General features: G+C 36.1%; 12 protein-coding genes. 10 read left to right on the forward strand and 2 right to left on the reverse strand.

The window, feature by feature from the left end; translation table 11 throughout:
- Positions 1-366: 366 nt before the first annotated feature.
- The 5 genes from solA (at position 367) to AB3U99_RS05165 (ending at position 9352) form a co-directional block, all read left to right on the forward strand.
- Entirely contained in the window at positions 367-1497 is a 1131-nt protein-coding gene (gene solA / locus AB3U99_RS05145; RefSeq protein WP_400246010.1) for an N-methyl-L-tryptophan oxidase, read from the forward strand.
- 284 nt (positions 1498-1781) lie between these two features.
- Positions 1782-4694 (forward strand): glycosyl hydrolase 115 family protein, encoded by a 2913-nt coding sequence (locus AB3U99_RS05150; protein ID WP_400246012.1) that lies wholly within the window; start codon positions 1782-1784, stop codon positions 4692-4694.
- 537 nt (positions 4695-5231) lie between these two features.
- Positions 5232-7202: an FAD-dependent oxidoreductase gene (locus AB3U99_RS05155; protein ID WP_400246014.1), complete on the forward strand. Its 1971-nt coding sequence runs from the start codon at positions 5232-5234 to the stop codon at positions 7200-7202.
- Positions 7203-7227: 25 nt separating this feature from the next.
- Positions 7228-8370, forward strand: coding sequence for an iron-containing alcohol dehydrogenase (locus AB3U99_RS05160; protein ID WP_400246016.1), 1143 nt, complete (start codon positions 7228-7230; stop codon positions 8368-8370).
- 97 nt (positions 8371-8467) lie between these two features.
- Positions 8468-9352: a LysR family transcriptional regulator gene (locus AB3U99_RS05165; protein WP_400246018.1), complete on the forward strand. Its 885-nt coding sequence runs from the start codon at positions 8468-8470 to the stop codon at positions 9350-9352.
- Between the two features lie 231 nt (positions 9353-9583).
- Here the strand turns inward: AB3U99_RS05165 and AB3U99_RS05170 are convergent, their stop codons facing one another.
- Complete coding sequence (locus AB3U99_RS05170; protein ID WP_400246020.1) at positions 9584-10699, reverse strand: NADH-dependent flavin oxidoreductase; 1116 nt, start codon at positions 10697-10699, stop codon at positions 9584-9586.
- Positions 10700-11234: 535 nt separating this feature from the next.
- Here AB3U99_RS05170 and AB3U99_RS05175 point away from each other — a divergent pair.
- The 4 genes from AB3U99_RS05175 to AB3U99_RS05190 all read left to right on the forward strand — a co-directional run bounded on the left by AB3U99_RS05175 (position 11235) and on the right by AB3U99_RS05190 (position 17816).
- Complete coding sequence (locus AB3U99_RS05175) at positions 11235-12788, forward strand: alpha-N-arabinofuranosidase (RefSeq protein WP_400246022.1); 1554 nt, start codon at positions 11235-11237, stop codon at positions 12786-12788.
- A 253-nt stretch (positions 12789-13041) separates the two neighbouring features.
- The gene (locus AB3U99_RS05180; RefSeq protein WP_400246024.1) at positions 13042-14451 is read left to right on the forward strand and encodes an MFS transporter; all 1410 of its coding nucleotides are present in this window, start codon (positions 13042-13044) and stop codon (positions 14449-14451) included.
- 1120 nt (positions 14452-15571) lie between these two features.
- A complete protein-coding gene (locus AB3U99_RS05185) occupies positions 15572-16759 on the forward strand; it encodes a pyridoxal phosphate-dependent aminotransferase (protein WP_400246026.1) in 1188 nt (395 codons plus the stop codon).
- 97 nt (positions 16760-16856) lie between these two features.
- Positions 16857-17816: a phosphoglycerate dehydrogenase gene (locus AB3U99_RS05190; protein ID WP_400246028.1), complete on the forward strand. Its 960-nt coding sequence runs from the start codon at positions 16857-16859 to the stop codon at positions 17814-17816.
- Positions 17817-17973: 157 nt separating this feature from the next.
- Here the strand turns inward: AB3U99_RS05190 and AB3U99_RS05195 are convergent, their stop codons facing one another.
- Positions 17974-18918 carry a LysR family transcriptional regulator gene (locus tag AB3U99_RS05195; RefSeq protein ID WP_400246030.1) on the reverse strand — a complete coding sequence of 315 codons (945 nt, stop codon included), beginning with the start codon at positions 18916-18918 and terminating at the stop codon, positions 17974-17976.
- A 188-nt stretch (positions 18919-19106) separates the two neighbouring features.
- On the opposite strand from AB3U99_RS05195, the gene AB3U99_RS05200 reads away from it, so the two are divergent.
- Positions 19107-20534 (forward strand): amidase, encoded by a 1428-nt coding sequence (locus tag AB3U99_RS05200; protein ID WP_400246032.1) that lies wholly within the window; start codon positions 19107-19109, stop codon positions 20532-20534.
- Positions 20535-20549: the final 15 nt, after the last annotated feature.

Genomic DNA, 20549 nt, shown 5'->3' on the forward strand with positions numbered 1-20549 from the left:
ATGAATCTAAAAAAGGAAGAAATGAGACAAGGATACTTTGTAAAATTAAAAATAGGTGATGATACTAGAAACTGATTAAATCAATAACTTGTCTTTAATGTTGCACATTATATCTTTTGAAGGTACATCACTAATATATTTAAAGATATATAAAGACCATTAGGACTTGATAAACTACAGGGCTAGCTTAGTTCGGTCAGATAAAATTTGAATTTCCAATTATCTAAACCAAGGATAACTTCTGAATTAAATGTTTAAGAGGAGTAATTATATAGTAAAAGATTTGACACAGTATCTAATAAGAATATATTACAATAAAATTAGCAAGAAATTGCTAATAATAAGCTTTCAGAGAGGTAGAAGCGAATGGTAAATTATGATGTTATAGTAGTTGGTGCTGGTTCGATGGGGATGGCGGCAGGATATTATTTATCTTTAACGGGGAAAAAAGTACTTTTATTAGATTCGCATAATCCTCCTCATGATAAGGGAAGTCATCATGGGGAAACAAGGATTATCAGACATGCTTATGGAGAAGGGGAAGAGTATGTACCTTTAGCACTTAAAGCACAAGAGTTGTGGTATGAGTTAGAGAGGGAAACAGGAAAACAATTCTTTTTAAAAACAGGGGTTTTAAATGTAGGAAAAGAATCCTCTAGTTCTATAAAAAATATAATTTCTAGCTCTAAACGCTTTTCTCTTCCAATTGAAATAATGAGTGCAGAAGATATTAAAGACCGTTGGCCAGGTATTACAGTGCCAAGTGGCTTCATTGGTTGCTATGAACCAACTTCTGGTGTACTTCGATGCGAAGAAAGTATTGATGCATATCGTGAACTAGCTATATTAAATGGTGTCACTATATTAACAAACAATAGAGTTACATCCATTACTGCTAATGCAGAGAGTGTTGAGGTATCGACAAATTCTGATTCCTTTATTGCTAACTCATTGATTTTGACTGCTGGTGCATGGTCAAATCAATTGTTAGCCATGCTTGACTTGGAGTTACCTCTTAATCCGGTAAGAAAGACCTTTGCGTGGTTTGATGTGGATGAGGCGATTTATGGGGAGAATGTTTTCCCGGCTTTCGCGTTTGATACACCTAATGGCTACTACTACGGATTCCCTAGTATTCAAAAAGCTGGCTTGAAAGTTGGTAGACACGATGGAGGAACTACGATAAATCCAGATGAAGCTATGACAACATTTGGTGAGGAAGTAGGAGATCAAGAAGACTTGACACAGTTTTTAATAAATTTTATGCCTTCTACTGGGAAATTATTATATGGAAAAACATGTACATACACATTAACACCTGATGAAGATTTTATTGTAGATTTACATCCAAAACATCCTAATATAGCAATAGCAGCTGGATTTTCAGGACATGGTTTTAAATTTAGCAGTGTAATAGGAAAAATTCTAAGTGAATTAATAATAAACAGAAGAACAAATGAAAATATTGACCTTTTTGCAATTGAGCGATTTAAGTAGGAATGAAAGAGGTTAGGACATAAGTATTCCATTTATAGATAAACGCGAATAATCATATGATAGTTATTTATGATTATTCGTAACTCTCTAGCAATCATCGACAAATTTCGAGGCGTCACTGTGACCACGAATTTTGTGTTTTTTTACACATTTGGAAAAAAGAATATGGTATTATTTTTTATAGGGGAAAGGTAATCGCTTACAAGGGGAGTTTTCTGAATTGCCTGCCACTAGCTCGTTGTAAAAAATCTGTCATAAACCTATCCAATAGAAGAGGTGTTTATATGGAATTTACGATTAACCAAGACATGTTAAAAAACGGAACGGCAACTGAAGATGCTGGTTTCTTATTTTATCAAGAAAAAGAGGCATTTAGTGGAATACATAAAATAGCTAGAAAGGTTATGGGGGATGTGGAGCTAGTATTTGGCTATGCACCACAAGTGACTGCGGATCGAAAGAAGCTTGGAAAGCATGCTGTTTTATATGGAACGGTGAATCATAGTCCAATGCTTCATGAATTGGAAGAGAAAAAGCTGATTGATCTGTCAGTAGTGAAAGGAAAGAGAGAAGTATATTTATTTCAAGTGATTGATCATCCCTTTGAAGAGGTGGAAAAAGCACTGATAATTGCAGGGAGTGATAAACGTGGTACAATCTATGGTCTATTTCATTTATCAGAGCTCCTTGGTGTTTCGCCGTTGGTAGATTGGTGTGATGTCAAACCGAAGCGTAAAGAGTCATTCTCGTTAAATGGAGACTTAAAATATCTTTCGAAAGAGCCGTCTGTTCGTTACCGTGGTTTTTTTATCAATGATGAATGGCCAGCCTTTGGGAACTGGACGACGAAGAATTTTGGTGGATTTAATGCGGAAATGTATGATCATGTTTTTGAATTGTTGCTGAGGTTAAAAGGGAATTATCTATGGCCAGCTATGTGGTCTGCCCGTTTTAGTGAGGATGGACCAGGATTGTTAAATGCAGAACTGGCAGATGAATATGGGGTAGTCATGGGGGCGTCCCATCATGAACCTTGTTTGCGAAATGGAGAGGAATATAAATATTTGCGTGGGAAGGACTCCATTTATGGAGACGCCTGGAATTTTATTGCGAATAGAGAAGGGATTACTAGGTTTTGGGAAGATGGTCTAAAGCGGAACGGAAACTTTGAAAATGTTATTACAGTTGGGATGCGTGGGGAAGCGGACACAACTATTATGGGGAAAGATGCTACCCTTGCAGATAATATCGAATTACTAAGAGATGTTATCAAGACGCAAAATCAATTAATGCAGGAAACGATTAATCCAAATCTTTCAGAAGTTCCGAGAATGCTAGCTTTATATAAAGAAGTGGAGCCCTTCTTTTATGGAGATGAACATACGTCGGGCTTAATCGGCTCCGAGGAGCTTGAAGATATCATTCTCATGCTCTGTGATGATAACCACGGAAATTTGCGTACCTTGCCAACAGAAGAAATGCGCAGCCATTCAGGTGGGTATGGGATGTACTATCATTTTGATTACCATGGTGGACCCATTTCGTATGAATGGATAAACAGCTCCTATCTTCCGAAGATATGGGAACAGATGACAATGGCTTACGATTTTGGCGTCCGCGACTTGTGGATTGTAAATGTAGGAGATATTGCTACACAGGAATTCCCGTTAGCTTATTTCTTGGATTTGGCATATGACTTTGAAAAATGGGGAACGTCTGCAAAAAATAAGACAGATGATTATACGAGAAAATGGATTGATACGCAGTTTGACGGTGTATTTAATGAGAATGAAAAAGAGAAGGTTTTTGAGCTCTTAACAGGCTACACGAAGATAGCACATAATCGCAGGCCAGAGCATATGAATGCCAAAGTCTATCATCCAGTTCATTATATGGAAACAGATCAGACATTGCAGCAAATCCATTATCTTTTAAAGGCTGCGAATGAACTATATAAGCATGTGGATCCAGAAAAATTATCAAAGTATTTCTCCTTAGTCTATTATCCTGCAGTAGGGAACTTGAATTTGCAGAAGATGTGGCTACTTACCGGGAAAAATCATGATGATGCCAAGCTTGGTAAAATGGAAGCGAACAAATTAGCAGAACAGATTAGAGCGTGTTTGAATAGAGATAGAGAACTGGTGGAGCAATATCATACGATTGATAATGGGAAGTGGTATGGAATGGGACTTTCTGAACATATCGGTTTTACAAACTGGAATGAAGAAGGCTGCCAAAATCCAAGCCTTATGCAAGTGTTACCTGCTAATAAACCGAGATTAGTCGTTTCAATAGATGGGACGGATCAGCATTCAGAAGGTCCAGCATGGCATAATAATACGCTGTATTTAGATGTATTCCTACAGCCACATATAGATGAGGCAACATTTACTATTTCTAGCATGAGTGATAAAAATGCGGACTTTACAATTACTTGTGAAAATCAGTGGCTAGCTTGTTCTAAAAAGAGTGGCAGCTTAGATGGCAAAGAAAAAACGACGGAAGTCATACAGGTGAGAATTAACCGTAAGGAAATGAGGGACGAATCAGAAGGGCATATTGTCGTAGAAATGCCTTGTGGTATCTGTACCATTCTAGTATACGCATCTCAAAGTGATTACAGGGAATTCCCTGAACGGACCTTTGTGGATACAAATGGCTATATTGCGATAGAAGCAGAGCATTATTTTTTAAACAAGGAAGCGGTTACTCAACAGGGGGATATTTATCGATTTGAAGTGCTTGAAGGCTATGGCAAGACATTATCTGCGATGAAGGCTTTTCCAACAACCAAGCATTTTACAGCAGGGGAGGATGCACCTTATCTAGAGTACCATTTTGTCGTACAGCATGCTGGAACGCATGAAGTAGAATTATATCTACAGCCTTCTAATCCAGTCACGAAGGATAATACCTTATTCTGTGGTATCCAAGCAAATGAGGATGACATCAACATTGTTAATATCATCCCAGAAGAGTATATCGTTGGGGAAAGTAACAATTGGGGAATGGATGTGCTGAATAATATCCACAGATACTGTAATCGAATCAAGTGTAAAGCAGGATTGAATACACTAAGAATTTATGCAGTAAGCCCAGGATTTGTATTGGAAAAGCTAGTAATCTCTCCAAAAGGTAAGAAGCCGGCAGCTAGCTATTTAGGGCCGACGGAAACTTATTTTGTGGGGAAGTAACATTTAAATAATGGAAAAAGCAAGTGGAGAAAAATAGCTCGTTTTTCTCTACTTGCTTTATACTAGTTGCATTTACAGCTTCTTTATTTTACAGAAACATTAACAAAAGATTTGCCACTAGAATAATACTTTAGCCTCGCTAAACTTAAATATCCAGAGGAAACAGGAGATATTTCCTTAACATATAAAGCAGAAGGAGTATTGCCATCTGTAAATTGGGATGGGAGGAGGTTATATAATTAAGTGGAAGGAACCGATTTGTATTGAGCCCCTTTTCTAAAGATGCGTTTCCTCTAAAAAGAGGTTAGAAGAAAAAACATTTCAGATTTAAGCCACCACATTTCGTTGTATCTAATACAACAGCTAACTGTTTTTAAAATCTCTCAAACTATTTTAGTATAAAAAAAGAAGGTAATAACCATGCGATATATTGGAAAGTTGATCTTGTTATTATCTTATATTTTTTTATTATACTTTGTGAAAAAAATCACAAGAAACGATGAGCATCAGTAATCCTAGTATAAGGAGGTTTCAAGTATGTTGAATCATTTATTTTCTTCAGGAAAAATTGGATCGATGGAAACAAGAAACAGAATTGTGATGACTGCAATGGGGAATTATTTGGCGAATCCCGATGGTAGTGTGTCAGATAAGGATATTGCTTTTTATGGAGCAAGGGCAAAAGGCGGTGTCGGGGTTGTTATTACGGAATGTGCGTTTGTGGATGGAGAAAGAGGAAGAGGGAATTCTCATCAAATATCTGTAGCGAACGATCAAATGATTCCAGGTCTTAAGCTGCTGGCAGAGGAGATTCATCGATATGACGGCAAGGTAGTTGTCCAAATTTATCATCCAGGAAGACAAGGTATCAGTGCTGTAAACGGAAACTTACCGATGATGGCACCAAGTGAAATAGAATGTCCGACTGTTCATCAGCCTACAAAATCAATGACTAAAGATGAAATTTCGGAGTTGGTAGAAAAATTTATTCATGCTGCAGAGCGGCTGAAAAAAGCTGGAATTGATGGCGTTGAGGTGCATAGTGCTCATGGGTATTTAATTCATGAATTCTTGAGTCCACGTGCTAATAAGCGAACAGATGAATATGGTGGAAGCTTAGAAAACCGAATGCGATTTTTAGAAGAGATTGTTACAGGTATAAGAGCTCGATGTGGGAAGGATTTCCCTTTACTTGTTCGTTTATCAGTAGAAGAGTTTACTGATACGGTTGGATTTCCTGGAGATGGTTTACAGTTGCCTGAAGGAGTAAGGATTGCAAAGCGATTGGAAGAATTAGGAGTCGATGCAATTGATGTTAGTTCCGGAACCTATGAAACGATGAATACAGCATGGGAGCCAACTTCATTTGAACAAGGCTGGAAAATCCATTTATCCGAGGCAGTCAAAAAAGAACTAAATAATATCCCAGTCATTGGAGTTGCTGTCATTAGAGACCCTGAGTATGCTGATCAGATTATTGGAGAAGGAAAACTTGATTTTGTAGGTTCAGCAAGGCAACATTTTGCAGATGCAGAATGGTCCAATAAGGCAAAAGAGGGACGAATAAATGAAATAAGAAAATGTATCTCCTGCCTTCATTGTATGGAAACATTAATGGGAGCAGACAGATCTTCAATACCTTGTCAATGTGGTATCAACATTGAGGCTGGAAGAGAGCTAGAATATAGCAGCTTGCAAAAAGATGGAGAAGGAAGAACAGTTGCTGTTATAGGAGCAGGTCCGGCAGGATTAGAGGCAGCAAGAATATTAGCAGAAAGAGACTATAAGCCAGTTGTTTTTGAAAAAGGTGATCGAGTTGGCGGGCAATTAGAGTATGCTAGTAAACCGCCGCATAAAGAGAAAATTAATTGGTTAACCGATTATTTTCAAGCACAGGTAGAAAAATTAGGTATCGAAGTAAGATTCAATACACCAGCAACCCTGGTGGAGCTAAAAACCTTAAATCCGTATGCTGTATTTATTGCCCAAGGATCTTCACCTGTTATTCCACGCTCCATCCCAGGAGCCGACGGAGAAGAAATATTGACTCCTGTTGATATATTAAGTGGCAAAATAAAGCTGAAGGATATGAAGGTTGGAGTAATTGGCTCCGGGATGACTGGGATAGAGGTTGCACATCTGTTAGCAGAAGAGGGAAATGATGTTAGCCTTTTTGAAATGGAAGATAATATAGGACCCGGAATTTATTTTCAGAGCTTGATTGATGTGATGAGCCATCTTGGACCATTAGGTGTTCCGATGTATCCAAAGCATAAATTAATGTCCCTTGATCAAGGAAAAGCAAGTTTTGAAGACCTAGAAACAGGAGAAACAAAAGAATTTATGTTTGATTATGTGGTCCTTTCACTAGGGACAAAATCCAATACAGAATTAATAGAGGAGATACAATCTAACTTTGAAACAGTCAGAGTATTGGGAGACGCTGCTAAGCCGGGAAGAATAAGGGATGCAGTGGAAGCAGGCTATCTAAATGCCTATGCACTTTAAACTAGAAGAAGGAGGAGTAAGGAAAATGGCAAAATATGCACAGCTATGTCCCATTATATTTGGGAATGGATTCATTAGCCAAACGGGAGAGGAAGTAAAGAATCTAGGATGTAAAAAAGTTATCCTTGTATCTGATGAAACGATTTCTAAATTAGATGCGTATCACACCTGTAAAAATAGTTTAGTAGCGGCAGGGATAGAAGTCGTCCCTTTTAATAAAGTGATACCTGATCCACCTGATTACATTATCGATGAAGGAGGAGAACTAGCTAAGGCTGAAAAAATTGATGGTATCGTTGCTTTAGGTGGGGGAAGTGTAATGGATGCGGCGAAAGCAATTAATGTATTAGTTCATAATCCACTTCCTATCAATCAGTATCTCGGCAATCCTGTATATAACCCAGGAGTTCCAGTCATTGTTATCCCAACAACGGCCGGAACAGGGAGTGAGAGCACGATAATGGGAGTGGTCACAGATACTTCTAATCAAGTAAAAAGTGCTGTTCTTTGTCCAGCAACATTAGGAATTTTAGACCCAGAGGTAACGTTAGATGTACCGCCAAGTGTCACAGCGTATACGGGGATGGATGCATTTGCCCATGCAGCAGAAGCAATCACAACAAAATACCCTAATCCTAAGTCAGAACTTTTAGCCTTAGAAGCAATAAAGAATGTAACGAATTACCTGCCAACGGCTGTCGAAGATGGGAAAAATATCGTAGCAAGGGAAAAGCTTTTATTGGCTAGTAATTTTGCTGGGATTGCTTTTAATGATGCATTAGTTCATCTTGGACATGCGATTGCCCATTCTGTTGGTGCTACATTCCATAAAGCTCATGGTGTTATTTGTGCACTTGCTTTGCCAGAAGTGATGAAATATGCTGCATTGGTTAGCCCTGATAAAGTGAAGCTGATAGGAGAAGCAATGGAGGTTTCTTTTACTGGGGATGAAGGAGCAGTAGAGATTGGTGAAGTGGTAGCAGCAGCTATCCGGAAGTTGATTACAACTATCCGAATTCCTTCTATCAAAGATCTTGGAATTTCGAAGGAAGAGCTTCTCGGTGTAGCAAGGATGGTATTGGAAGATGTCTGTTATCAATATGTACCAAAGGAATTAACTACAGAAGAGCTTGTAGACATATTAGAAGCAATCTATGAGAATTACTAACAAATTGTTGCTTAATGTTCAATAGTTGAATAAACATTCCCTTTTAAGAGCTTGTATACTATAGATACAAGCTCTTATCTTGTTTGAGGTGATGCAAATGGATATTGCTGACTTAAAGTGTTTTTTAAAGGTCTGTGAAACAAAAAATCTAACTAAAGCTGCTAAAGATCTTTATATTACGCAGCAGGCTCTTAGTAGGACGATAAATAATATTGAAAAGCAAATGGGTTCTGCTCTGTTTCATCGAAATTCACGTGGGGTGACGCTTACAGAATTTGGTGAGTATCTCTATGGGAGGGCAGAAAAATTAATGAAGCAATTTGATGAGTTTTCTGATGATATTTATCGTAAAGTCGAAAGGGAAAAGAAAAGACTGAAGGTTGGTTTTTCTCCGGGAACATTAAGAATTCTAAGAAGTAAAGATATTCTAGAACTAGGTAAGGAACAAATTGGCATCGAGATTGATATTTTTGAATTTGCCGATAAAATGTGTGAATTAAGTGTCCTAGATGGAACGCTTGATATGGCTTTAACAGCTAATCCAAAAAATGAAATCGATTTTTCTTTCTATCCGGTGATGAAGCATCCGCTTGTTGCAATTGTGAATAAACAGCATTCAATCTCAAGAAAAGAGAGCATAACCTTTACCGATCTTAAGAATGAAAAACTGATTCTCATTGATGATACCTTTCGTTTATCACAAGTTGTGGCGGATAATTTTGCAATGGAAGGAATCACACCTAATATTTACAGCAAACTTAGTCATGATCTAAATTTTGCATATGAATTTGTTAGTCTTAATAAAGGGATATTCCTCTTTATAGGCTGTTTAACAGATATAAAAGGATACAGTGAAATCACAAACATTCCTATAAATGTTCCGAGTGCAGCTTGGGAAGTAGGCTTTATCGTAAAAAAGCATATGCTAATGAATCAAACGATGGAATTATTTATAGACTTAATTGGAAAGTGCTATAAGTAAAACTAAATATTCTATCAACCTAATGAATTTGTAAATCAGGCTCAAAAGCAAAGCACAAACAGAAATGTCCTAGAAGTTTTGGATGTACGCTATCCTATTTGAGACAGTTCAAAAATTAAACATCTGAAAATATCATTTTTATAAATAATGATGGAACATCAATAGACATTTCGGTGTTAAAGTAAGGAGAATCAATTGATTCTCCTTATTTATATTATATAAAAGCTCGCTTTAAACTCCAGGAAACCAACCAGGTGTATGGATAATTGCATTCCAAAGAGGATCAGGAATGACAAGTTCTTTCTGCTTTTCTTTATTAATCGCTGTAACAATCGATTCTTCTTTTCCATCGGCGATTTTTTGTACCCAATAGGGGTCAATAATAAGTTCTCTACCTAAAGCGAGGAGAGGAATTCCTGTTTCTAGAGCTTGTTGTGCATCTGATGCACTGTAAATCGAACCAACGCCGATAAGTGGAACACGATTATTGATTGTTTCAAGCAAATAAGCAATGCGCGTTTTCGATAAGTCTTCCACCCCTCTTCTTGGCGTGGAATGGAAATCTTGGAGCGAAACATGCAAGTAATCCAAGCCTTTGTCGGCTAGTTTATCGACTAGGGCAAGGGTATCACCCATTGTAATTCCAGGTGTTTCGGGTTCCTCAGGGGAAAAACGATAGCCTACAATGAACGGAGAGGTAGCGTATTTGTCTACCACACTTTTTACTTTGTCAATAATCGCTAACGGAAAAGTCATCCGTTTTTCAAGGCTTCCGCCAAAGCGATCTTCTCGAATATTGGCATGGGGAGAGAAAAATTGTTGAATAAGGTACCCGTTTGCTCCATGAATTTCCACACCATCATAACCTGCTTCAATCGCACGACGTGTTGTTTCCCCGAAAGCATCAATAATAGCTTCGACCTCTGATTCTGATAAAGCTCGTGGAACAGGATTTCTACTTCCTTCAGCAGGTATATCACTAGCACTCACAATATCTCCATTTACTAAGTCAGGAGGACACATCCGTCCGCCATGGAAAATTTGGAGAACTGCCTTTGCTCCTTGCTCTTTAATGCTTGAGGCTAATTTCGTTAAGCTAGGAATAAAGTCATCACTATAGGCAGCGAATTCGCCTGGAAACCCTTGACCATTACGCGTAACGTTTGTGCATGCAGTAATGACCATGCTAACTCCTGCAGAACGATGTGCATAATAATTTACTTCTTCCTCTGTAACAGTCCCATCTTGATTGGAAGAAAAATTGGTCATTGGAGCCATGACCACTCGGTTTTTAAGTGTTACTCCATTGGGCAAGGTAAACGAAGATAAAAGCTCATTTTTAGTCATCTTTTTTTCTCCTTTTCAAAAGTATAAGCGTAATCATATACAAATTAATCCATTCTGTAAATTATAATGCTTTGGTAGTTTTTCCGGTTTTTATGATGAATAAACGCGGGATACTAGTTTTGAAGATTTTTAGGAATATTCCATGATAGATGGGTGGCCTTAAAGGTACACCCTATTTCGATTATTTAATGAGCAATATACGAAAATTGTACGGTCAACTAAAGTGCAATTGTTTTTGTGAAATATCTTTTTTAAAAATATTGTGTTTATGAGTAGATTTTTTTTAAAAACTTAATTAACCATCATACACATGAGAGGCAGTACATACACTATATCTTGAAAACGATTTCTAGATGGAGGGAGAGCTGGAGAATAGTTTCGTTATCATGCTTATTTTTCTAGCAGTACTACTTTTACCAGGAATAGGGTCTTAAAGTAGTACGGTTAATGAAAGTGAACTTTTAAAATTGTATGGTTTAATTCGCATCGGAGATTGCTTATTTCAAATAAAAATAGAAAAGAGAGAAGGGTATAGATGGCAAAAAAATACGCAAATTTAATTTTAGATAAACAATTTAAAATAGCAGAAATTGATGATCGTTTGTACGGGTCTTTTATTGAACATATGGGTAGGGCGGTTTATGAAGGTATTTATCAACCGGGTCATCCGAAAGCTGATCCAGATGGTTTCAGACAGGATGTAATGGAGATGGTAAAAGAATTAAATGTACCGATTATTCGCTATCCTGGCGGGAACTTTGTATCCAACTTCTTTTGGGAAGATAGTGTTGGGCCAAAAGGTCAGAGACCGACCAGATTAGATTTAGCGTGGCGGAGTATTGAAACAAATGAAGTCGGCATCCAAGAGTTTAACAAGTGGACCGAAAAGATAGGCTCTGAAATTATGATGGCGGTTAACTTAGGTACTAGAGGGGTAGCAGATGCATGTAATTTGATTGAATATTGTAATCATCCAGATGGTACTAAATATAGTAACTTGAGGATTGAACATGGAAAGGTAGAACCATATAACATAAAAACATGGTGCTTAGGAAATGAAATGGATGGTCCTTGGCAAATGGGAAGTAAAACAGCAGAAGAATATGGACGTCTTGCTTCCGAAACAGCAAAGGCAATGAAACTAATAGACCCTACCATCGAATTAGTATCATGCGGAAGTTCAAACACTTCGATGGAAACATTCCCAACCTGGGAAGTAGAAACGTTAATGCACACCTATGATTATGTCGATTATATTTCCTTACATCAATATTTTGATAACTATGAAGATGATCCCGTAAACTATCTTGCTAAGTCAATGGAGATCGATCATTTTATTAAAACGGTCATTTCCTCGGTTGATTATGTAAAAGCGAGAAAAAGAAGCAAGAAACAAATTAATCTTTCCTTTGATGAATGGAATGTATGGTATCACTCAAGAGTTGGAGACAACATTATTCAAACGAAGGATAATGAAAAGAAATTGATGACAATGGCCAAAAACCCATGGAGAAAAGCACCGCATATTCTGGAAGACGTATATAACATGGAAGATGCGTTAGTTGTTGGTTTAACGTTAATTACCTTTTTAAAGCATGCTGATCGTATTAAAATAGCATGCCTTGCACAGCTAGTTAATGTTATTGCACCGATTATGACCGATGCAGATGGGGATGCTTGGAAACAGACTATTTATTATCCATTCTTGCATGTTTCCAAATATGGAAGAGGGACTGCCCTGCTTCCTGCCTTAAATTCATCGAAACATGATTCAAAAGATTATTCAGATGTTACCGATGTTGACAGTGCTGCTGTATATAATGAAGAAACAGAAGAATTGACTATCTTTGCAGTTAACCGAGACTTAGAAGAGAGCATTACATTAGAATGCAATATTAGAAGTTTTGAAGGTTATACATTTAGTGAGCATATCGTTCTAGAAAACGATAATTTGAAAGCGGTTAATACTGTCTTCGAACAAACGATTACATCGAAAAAATTATTTGACTATGAAATGGAAAATGGAATTTTGAAGATTAAGCTAAATAAAAAATCTTGGAATGTAATACGATTAAAAAAGCAGAAGTAAGCAGGAGAGAGCTTAAGTGAAATATAGCATTAGGAAATATATTTGATTTTTTCCTTCTTACAACAGAGGATATAAGTTGAGATGAAGTATCTCTTACTAACTATTTTTTATTTGGTACATATCACAAGCCCACCATCATAACTTTTTAAGAAAAAATCAAATGACTTGTTTCATATAGAATCCTTTTAAACAAATGGACTTTTTAAGTCTTTGTATAAAAGTTTATTTACTACATATTTTTGGGAGGTAGTGTATGAACAATGGTAGTGAGGTCAATACCAAAGAAAATTTACAGTCAATCAATACAACGATAGGCAAAAAAATAGGATTTGGTGAGAGACTGGGATTCGGAGTTGGCGATTTAGCTATTAACTTTGTTTGGGCATCGATGGGAATGTTTATTGTGTTTTTCTATACAGATGTAGTGGGCATTTCTGCTGCAGTTGTCGGTACGATTATGCTTGTTTCCCGTTTTTTAGATGGGATTTCAGATGTTGCAATGGGAGTAATAGTGGACCGAACGAAATCTAAGCATGGTAAAGCGCGACCATGGATTTTGTGGATGTGTGTACCATTTGCTGCTTTGACTGTTTTGTTATTTACTGTGCCAGATGTTGGCGATACAGGGAAAATTATTTATGCGTTTATCACGTATAACATACTGACATTAGCCTTTACGGCAGTAGTTATTCCGTATGGAACACTAAATTCATTGATAACCCAAGATCAGCATCAGCGTTCTCTCTTAAATATTTTTAGAATGTTCCTTGCCCAAATAGGGGTCATTCTTGTTAGTAGTTTGACGCTTCCATTGGTCGATTTCTTTGGTGGAACACAAACGGGATGGATTATGACCTATATTGTGTATGGAATTATCGCTATTTTCTTGTTTATATTTACCTTTAAAGCAACGAAAGAAAGGGTACAAATCACACAAGAAAAAACAGAGGAAAAAATACCATTAAAAGTTAGTTTAAAAGCTTTATTACAAAATAAATATTGGGCGATGATATTTGGTTTCTTTATCATATACAGCATGGGAACTGCCCTATGGCAAGGAAGTACCATTTATTACGCTCAATATTTACTTGATAATCAAACATTAACAGGTATATTAACAATGGCCATTACCATTCCCGTTATTATTGGATTCTTCTTTATGCCAGCACTATTTAAGCGATTTGGAAAAAGAAATATCGTATTAGCGGGTTCGGTTATTTCCATAATAGGTACACTTATTATCATGATCGATATTACCAATATCTATTTCGTAATAATTGGGCAAATCATAAGAGGATTAGGAAAATCACCGTTTACAGGAGCTTTATGGGCGTTTTTACCTGACACGATCGAATATGGGGAATATAAAACGGGGATTAGAAATGAGGGCTTGGTCTACAGCGCCGGCAGTATGGGGCAGAAAATAGGAGTTGGACTCGGAGCAGCTTTAGTAGGATGGGTATTAGGATGGACGGGATATATTGGTGGAGTAGCAGTGCAGCCAGATGAAGCGCTATTCGGTATTAATGCTCTTTTTCTTTACTTGCCACTTGCAACCTATGTTTTACAATCCATCTTACTATTATTCTATAAATTAGATAAAATCTATCCTCAAGTAGAAAAAGAGCTTTTAGAAAGAAGAAGTAAAATAAATTCACACTGAAAATAGCTTGCATAGAGAGGCTGGGACAAAACTAAATAGCCAATCTGTAAAGACGAGCAATCTCTAATTTACCTCTTAAATAAAGGCTACTTTTTCATGCTAGTTATTTATGATTTTAAATATAGTCAATGTAAAAACTAATTCGTTTTTTAAGATTGTTTTTCTATAACTATTATGGAAATAGAAAAAATTAATTAATAGGAAAGACGGAGCAGCCTGAATACACGTAGACTCCTATGGGAGCTGCGAGAAAGTCCGAGACCCCGCAGGAGCTAGCGACGAGGAGGCTTGGCGCTCGCCCCATGGAAAGCGAAGTGTATTCAGGCTGCGGATAATAACACCATCTTTACGGAAACAGCCTTTTATAAACCAATATAAACCCGAACAATAATATGAAAGTATCGTATGTTTGTTCGGGTTTATTTATGGCTGGAATACTTATGTCCCAGCCTCTTTGTATGATGATGCAGGGTGTAAAATATTTAAAAAACATTTCATTGATTACTAGTTAAAATTTTTAGAAAATTAATAAAATTCCCATTTACAAAAAATAAATAGTAGTATAATATAGCCCATATAAAAGAAAATCAGGCTGGGACAAAACTAAATAGCCAATCTGTAAAGACGAACAATCTCTAATTTAGCTTTTAAATAAAGGCTATTTTTTCATACTAATTATTTGTGATTTTAAATATAGTCAAGTATAAAACCAATTCGTTCCAAAGATTGTTTTCTAAAAAATTTTTAATATAAAAACATTAATTATTCAGGCTGCGGATAATAACAACAGACTTTATTGAAACCTTCTTTTTAAAAACTAAAAAAAACGAACGTTTATTCGTATAAATGTTCGTGTTTATAGCTGACTGAAATACTTATGTCCCAGCCTCTAAGTGGCAGTTATAAAAATAAATCTCTTTAAATTAGCATAAAACGGATCCTGAAACAATCAAAATTGAAGAGTTTTTTACAGACAAATCATTTGCTATGTATCCTTTTCCTCCATTGCTAGTGTATTTCCTTTAGTTATCTATCCCCACAGATTACCCATTATTTAATGGTCTTTTTCATAAATTTTTGCTTGAAAGTAAAAATCATAAAATGTTTGGAGGAGCTTATATTGTCAATAGAAATTTCGAACCGTTTAACCAATATTCCTTTTTCTAGTATTAGGGAAATTTTTGATGAAGCAAATGCGATGCAAAAAAGTGGGATAAACATTACACATATGGAAATAGGAAGACCTGATTTTGATACGCCTATACATATTAAAGAAGCAGCAAATACAGCATTGCAAGAGGGATTTGTTCATTATACAGCAAATAACGGTATTCAAGAATTAAGGGAAGCAATTGCAGTCAAGCTAAAAAGGGAAAATAAGATTCATGTCGATCCTAATAAAGAAGTAGTTGTTTCAGTTGGTTGTAAAGAAGCCATCGTCAGCATGATTTTTGCATTTATTAATCCTGGTGATGAAGTGTTGATTCCTGATCCTGCTTGGCTTGAATATCAATATATCGTCGAGCTTGCTGGAGGGGTAGTCGTGTCGATTCCTTTACGGGAAGAGGAGGACTTTATTCTTAATCCAGATGATGTAAGAGGTAGGATAACAAGTAAAACGAAAATGCTTCTTTTAAATTCTCCTCATAACCCAACAGGAGCAGTATTGCCTGAGGCTTATTTAAAAGAATTGGCTGACATTGCGATTAATCATAATCTATTAGTACTATCTGATGAAATCTATGAAAAATTAATTTATGAAGATGCGGAACATATAAGCATTGCTACATTGCCAGGTATGTTTGAACGGACAATTACGATAAACGGTTTTTCAAAGGCGTATGCGATGGACGGCTGGAGGTTAGGCTATGCAGCTGGTCCTGAAAAGCTAATGAAACCTATTATGAAAGTGCATCAATATAATACTTCTAGCGCTACTTCCTTTGCACAATATGGTGCGGTTGCTGCGTATATGGGGACACAGGAGCCTGTTTATGAAATGGTTCAAGAGTTTGATAAACGACGTCAATTATTAGTTAAAAGATTAAAGGAAATAGAGCATGTTAGTTGTGTTGTTCCTCAAGGTGCCTTTTACGTTTTCCCTTCTTTCAAGGGAATTGGAATGACGTCAAAGGAATTGGCAACATTTCTATTAAGAGAAGCACAGATTGCTTGTGTTCCTGGATCAGCATTTGGAAACTATGGAGAGGGATATCTCCGCATGGCCTATTCAACGGAGTATAAGCAAATCGACGAGGCAATGGATCGATTAGCCGAGGCCTTGAAACAGGTAAAAGTAAAAGGCTAGTTTCAGAGGGAATTAGATTTGGAAAAGGGAATTCCCAATCTAATATAATAATAACAACTACTACGAGATACTATATGTTTGTTTGGAGGTCAAAAACTTGAAGCTTTTAATCATGTTAAGAGATGCTTTCTATGAAGCAAATCCAAAGTTTATAGAAGATGCAAAGCAACTAGGTGAAGTGAAAATATTATATACCGATAATGGAATTGGGAAAGAGGAATTGAAAAAAGAAGTTAAAGATGTAGATATTATTATTGTTGCAGTAGTGAAAATTGATAGCGAAGTAATAGAAGCTGCACCTAATTTAAAATACATTATTAAATATGGAGCAGGCTATGACAATATTGATGTCGATTATGCCTATGAAAAAGGAATTCTAGTAACAAATGCTCCTGGTGTAAATGCCCAATCAGCAGCTGATCTTGCGTTCGGTTTGATGTTATCAGCAGCAAGAAATATTCCTAAAAAAGATCAAGAAATAAAATCAGGATACTGGGAATTATCGATGGGAAATGAAATTTACCAGAAGAAGCTTGGAATCATAGGATTCGGATCCATCGCTAAGGCAATCGCAAAACGTGCAACAGGATTTGATATGGAAACAATGGTATTCACTAACTATCCAGATCAAACGGTTTCTGATACATTAAATATTACTTTTGTAGATAAGGAAGAACTGTTTAAAACGGCTGACTATATTATTATTGCCACTTCTTTGAACGATAAAAATAGGCATTTGATTAATAGTGAAACATTAAGCTTAATGAAAGCAACTGCTTACATCATCAATATATCTCGTGGTCTATTAGTGAACGAAATAGATTTAGTCAAAGCATTAGAGGAGAAAAAAATTAAAGGTGCAGCATTAGATGTATTTGAAGTAGAGCCACCTATTAATGATTTACCGGGAAGAAAGGAGATTGTTGCGACCCCGCATATTGGAGGAGCAACCTTTGAATCTATAAAAAGAGTAGGTGACTTATCTATTTCGAATATAAAGAAATTTGTTCTTAAGGAAGAGCTTGAATTTGTTGTGGTTCCGAAGCAAAAAACGTAACTTTCTTTTATATGATTTTAATCAGCCCCTCCATCTTAAGACGGAGGGCTATTTGACATTTTTTTAAAGAGTTTTATAAGCAAAGACGTAATGCAATTATGTTTGTGGTAGCTGCAAATCTTTCTCTAATGTTTGTTAGAGAACAAAGCAATAACTATTATGATATATACATATTCTTCTGTCTATCCCTAGAGGATTTGATAAATTCGGCTAATCTTTCTATTGGTAAATTAGTACTTCTATTTTTAGCATAAACAATATGTATATATCTTGGTGGTGAATATTTTCCTAGATTGGTAATTTTGAAAGGAAGCATGTCATAAGACTCTGTTTTGTTGAAATTTCTTAATTGAACAAAATCTAAGATGAAGGATAAAGGGAGAAAACTATAACCTAGACCACTTGAAATCATGCTGATAAGTGCATAGGTATCATTTACTTCTTGAATATTTTCAGGAATTTCACCTAACATATTTAGTAGGATTTCATTTGCATCGTGTCTGAGTGGTAAAGATTTATTAAAAAGAATAAAAGGTTTATTTACTAATTTTTTTTTATCTAATGGATTTGAATCACTTTTGGGACCAATTAAGACAATATCATCCTTATAAATAGGAATAAATTCAAGCTCTTCTTGTGGCTTACAATAACAAACAATTCCAAAATGTAATTCGCCAAATAAGACTAGATCCAATACTAAATCTGTTAATTCTGAAGTGATATTGCATTTTAGGTTTGGGTCAAATTCATTAATACTAGATAATATATCAGGCAAAAGGGAAGTAGCAAGTGGTCTCGTTATACCTATTTTTAGATTATTATTTAAATTCGTAGAATGAAAAAAATCACCGTCTTGATCGAGTATATTTCCTGAATCAAACTCCCGAACCATCTTGAGAGCTTTCACTAAAAAGGAGGTTCCAGGTATGGTAAGCTCCACTCCTTTTTTACTTCTCTCAACTAGTTGGACCCCTACCTCAGTTTCTAATTTTTTTAATTTTGAAGTTAAAGCAGGCTGGGTGATATGAAGCATATGAGATGCTTTTGTAATGCTTTTTTCTCTAACAATAGTTATAAAAGAATCTAGCGAATTTAAATCCAATCCATTTCACCTCTCATTAATATTAAATTGTATTTTTGTATATTTATGCATACTTATCATATAACTTATCAGAAAATTTAGTATTTTTCAATATTGTTATCCATAGTTTTTTTCTATTACCACTATTACCATAAAATTTATTATAGTAATTACAAGAAACAGAATATTCTAAAAACGGAGGGAATGTAATGAAAGAGAATCTTATGAAAAAAACAATTAAAGAGTTAGCCCCTTTAATTAGGAATAAGGAGGTATCGCCAGTTGAGTTAGTCAATCAATGCATCAAGAGAATTGAGATAACAGAACCTAATATTAATGCTTTTATTACCGTTTTAGAGGATAGTGCAAAAGAAAAAGCCAAAATTGCAGAAAAGGAAATATTAAAAGGAAATTATAAAGGAGTACTGCATGGTATACCATATTCAGCCAAAGATTTGTATACAACCAAAGGAGTTAAAACAACAGCTGGTTCTAAAATCCTTTCTAATTATGTAGCAGATTTTGATGCGACCTCTGTATCAAAATTGAATAACGCAGGAGCTATCTTGGTAGGTAAAAATAATTTACATGAATTTGCTTACGGAGGAACGAATGAAAATGAACATTTTGGGCCAACTGGTAACCCGTGGAATCCGGCCATGATTCCTGGTGGATCTAGTGGTGGGTCAGGAGCAACTGTAGCAGCATCAAGTTCTATTTTCTCATTAGGTACAGATACAGGTGGTTCCATTAGGATACCAGCAGCGTTATGCGGAGTAGTTGGAATGAAAGCAACTTATGGGAGAGTAAGTAGGAATGGAGTATTACCGTTAAGTTCGTCTCTCGATCATGCAGGTCCTTTAGCAAAAACAACATGGGATACTGCTGCTGTTCTTTCTGTAATGGCTGGTTATGATTCAAAGGATGCTAGTTCATCAAAAAAAGAAGTTCCAAATTACTTCGAAGCATTTACAGAAGATAACCTTTCCTTAGAAGGTGTAACAATAGGAATTTGCGAAGAATATTATTTTGAAAATTTAGATCCAGAAGTAGATAAGAGTGTTCGTGAATCCATAGCATTATTTAAAAAAATGGGGGCAACCATTGTAGAAGTAGAACTTCCGTTTTTATCTGAGTCAGTTCAACTTCAAAGTATCCTTACTACAGCTGAAGCATATAGTTATCATTCTAGTTTCTTAAAGGAACGATATGAAGAATATGGTACAAATATACGTACTCGGTTAGAAATGGGACAATACACTCCAGCGTGGGCTTACATACAGGCACAAAGATTAAGACAAAAAACGAAAGAGAATTGGAATGAAGTATATAAAACTATTGATTTACTTCTCGCACCAACTACTGCTATTCCAGCATTTCCAATTAATTGTGAAACGATTACTTTTGGAAACAAAGAAATAAATCCAAGAGATTTAGGAGTACTTGCTAGGACTTCTCCAAGTAACTTTAATGGTTTCCCATCAATCTCTGTTCCGTGTGGTTTTACAGAATCAGGATTACCAATCGGATTACAATTACAAGGTCGTCCATTTGAAGAGTTATTGGTGTTCAGAGCAGCTAATTCATTTGAGAAAGCATATGAAGTTGCTAAATCTGATAGAGGAGTAGTCGTTTAAAAATTGGAAGGAGAG

It is taken from the genome of Niallia tiangongensis (assembly GCF_044704065.1).
GTDB lineage: Bacteria > Bacillota > Bacilli > Bacillales > Cytobacillaceae > Niallia > Niallia tiangongensis.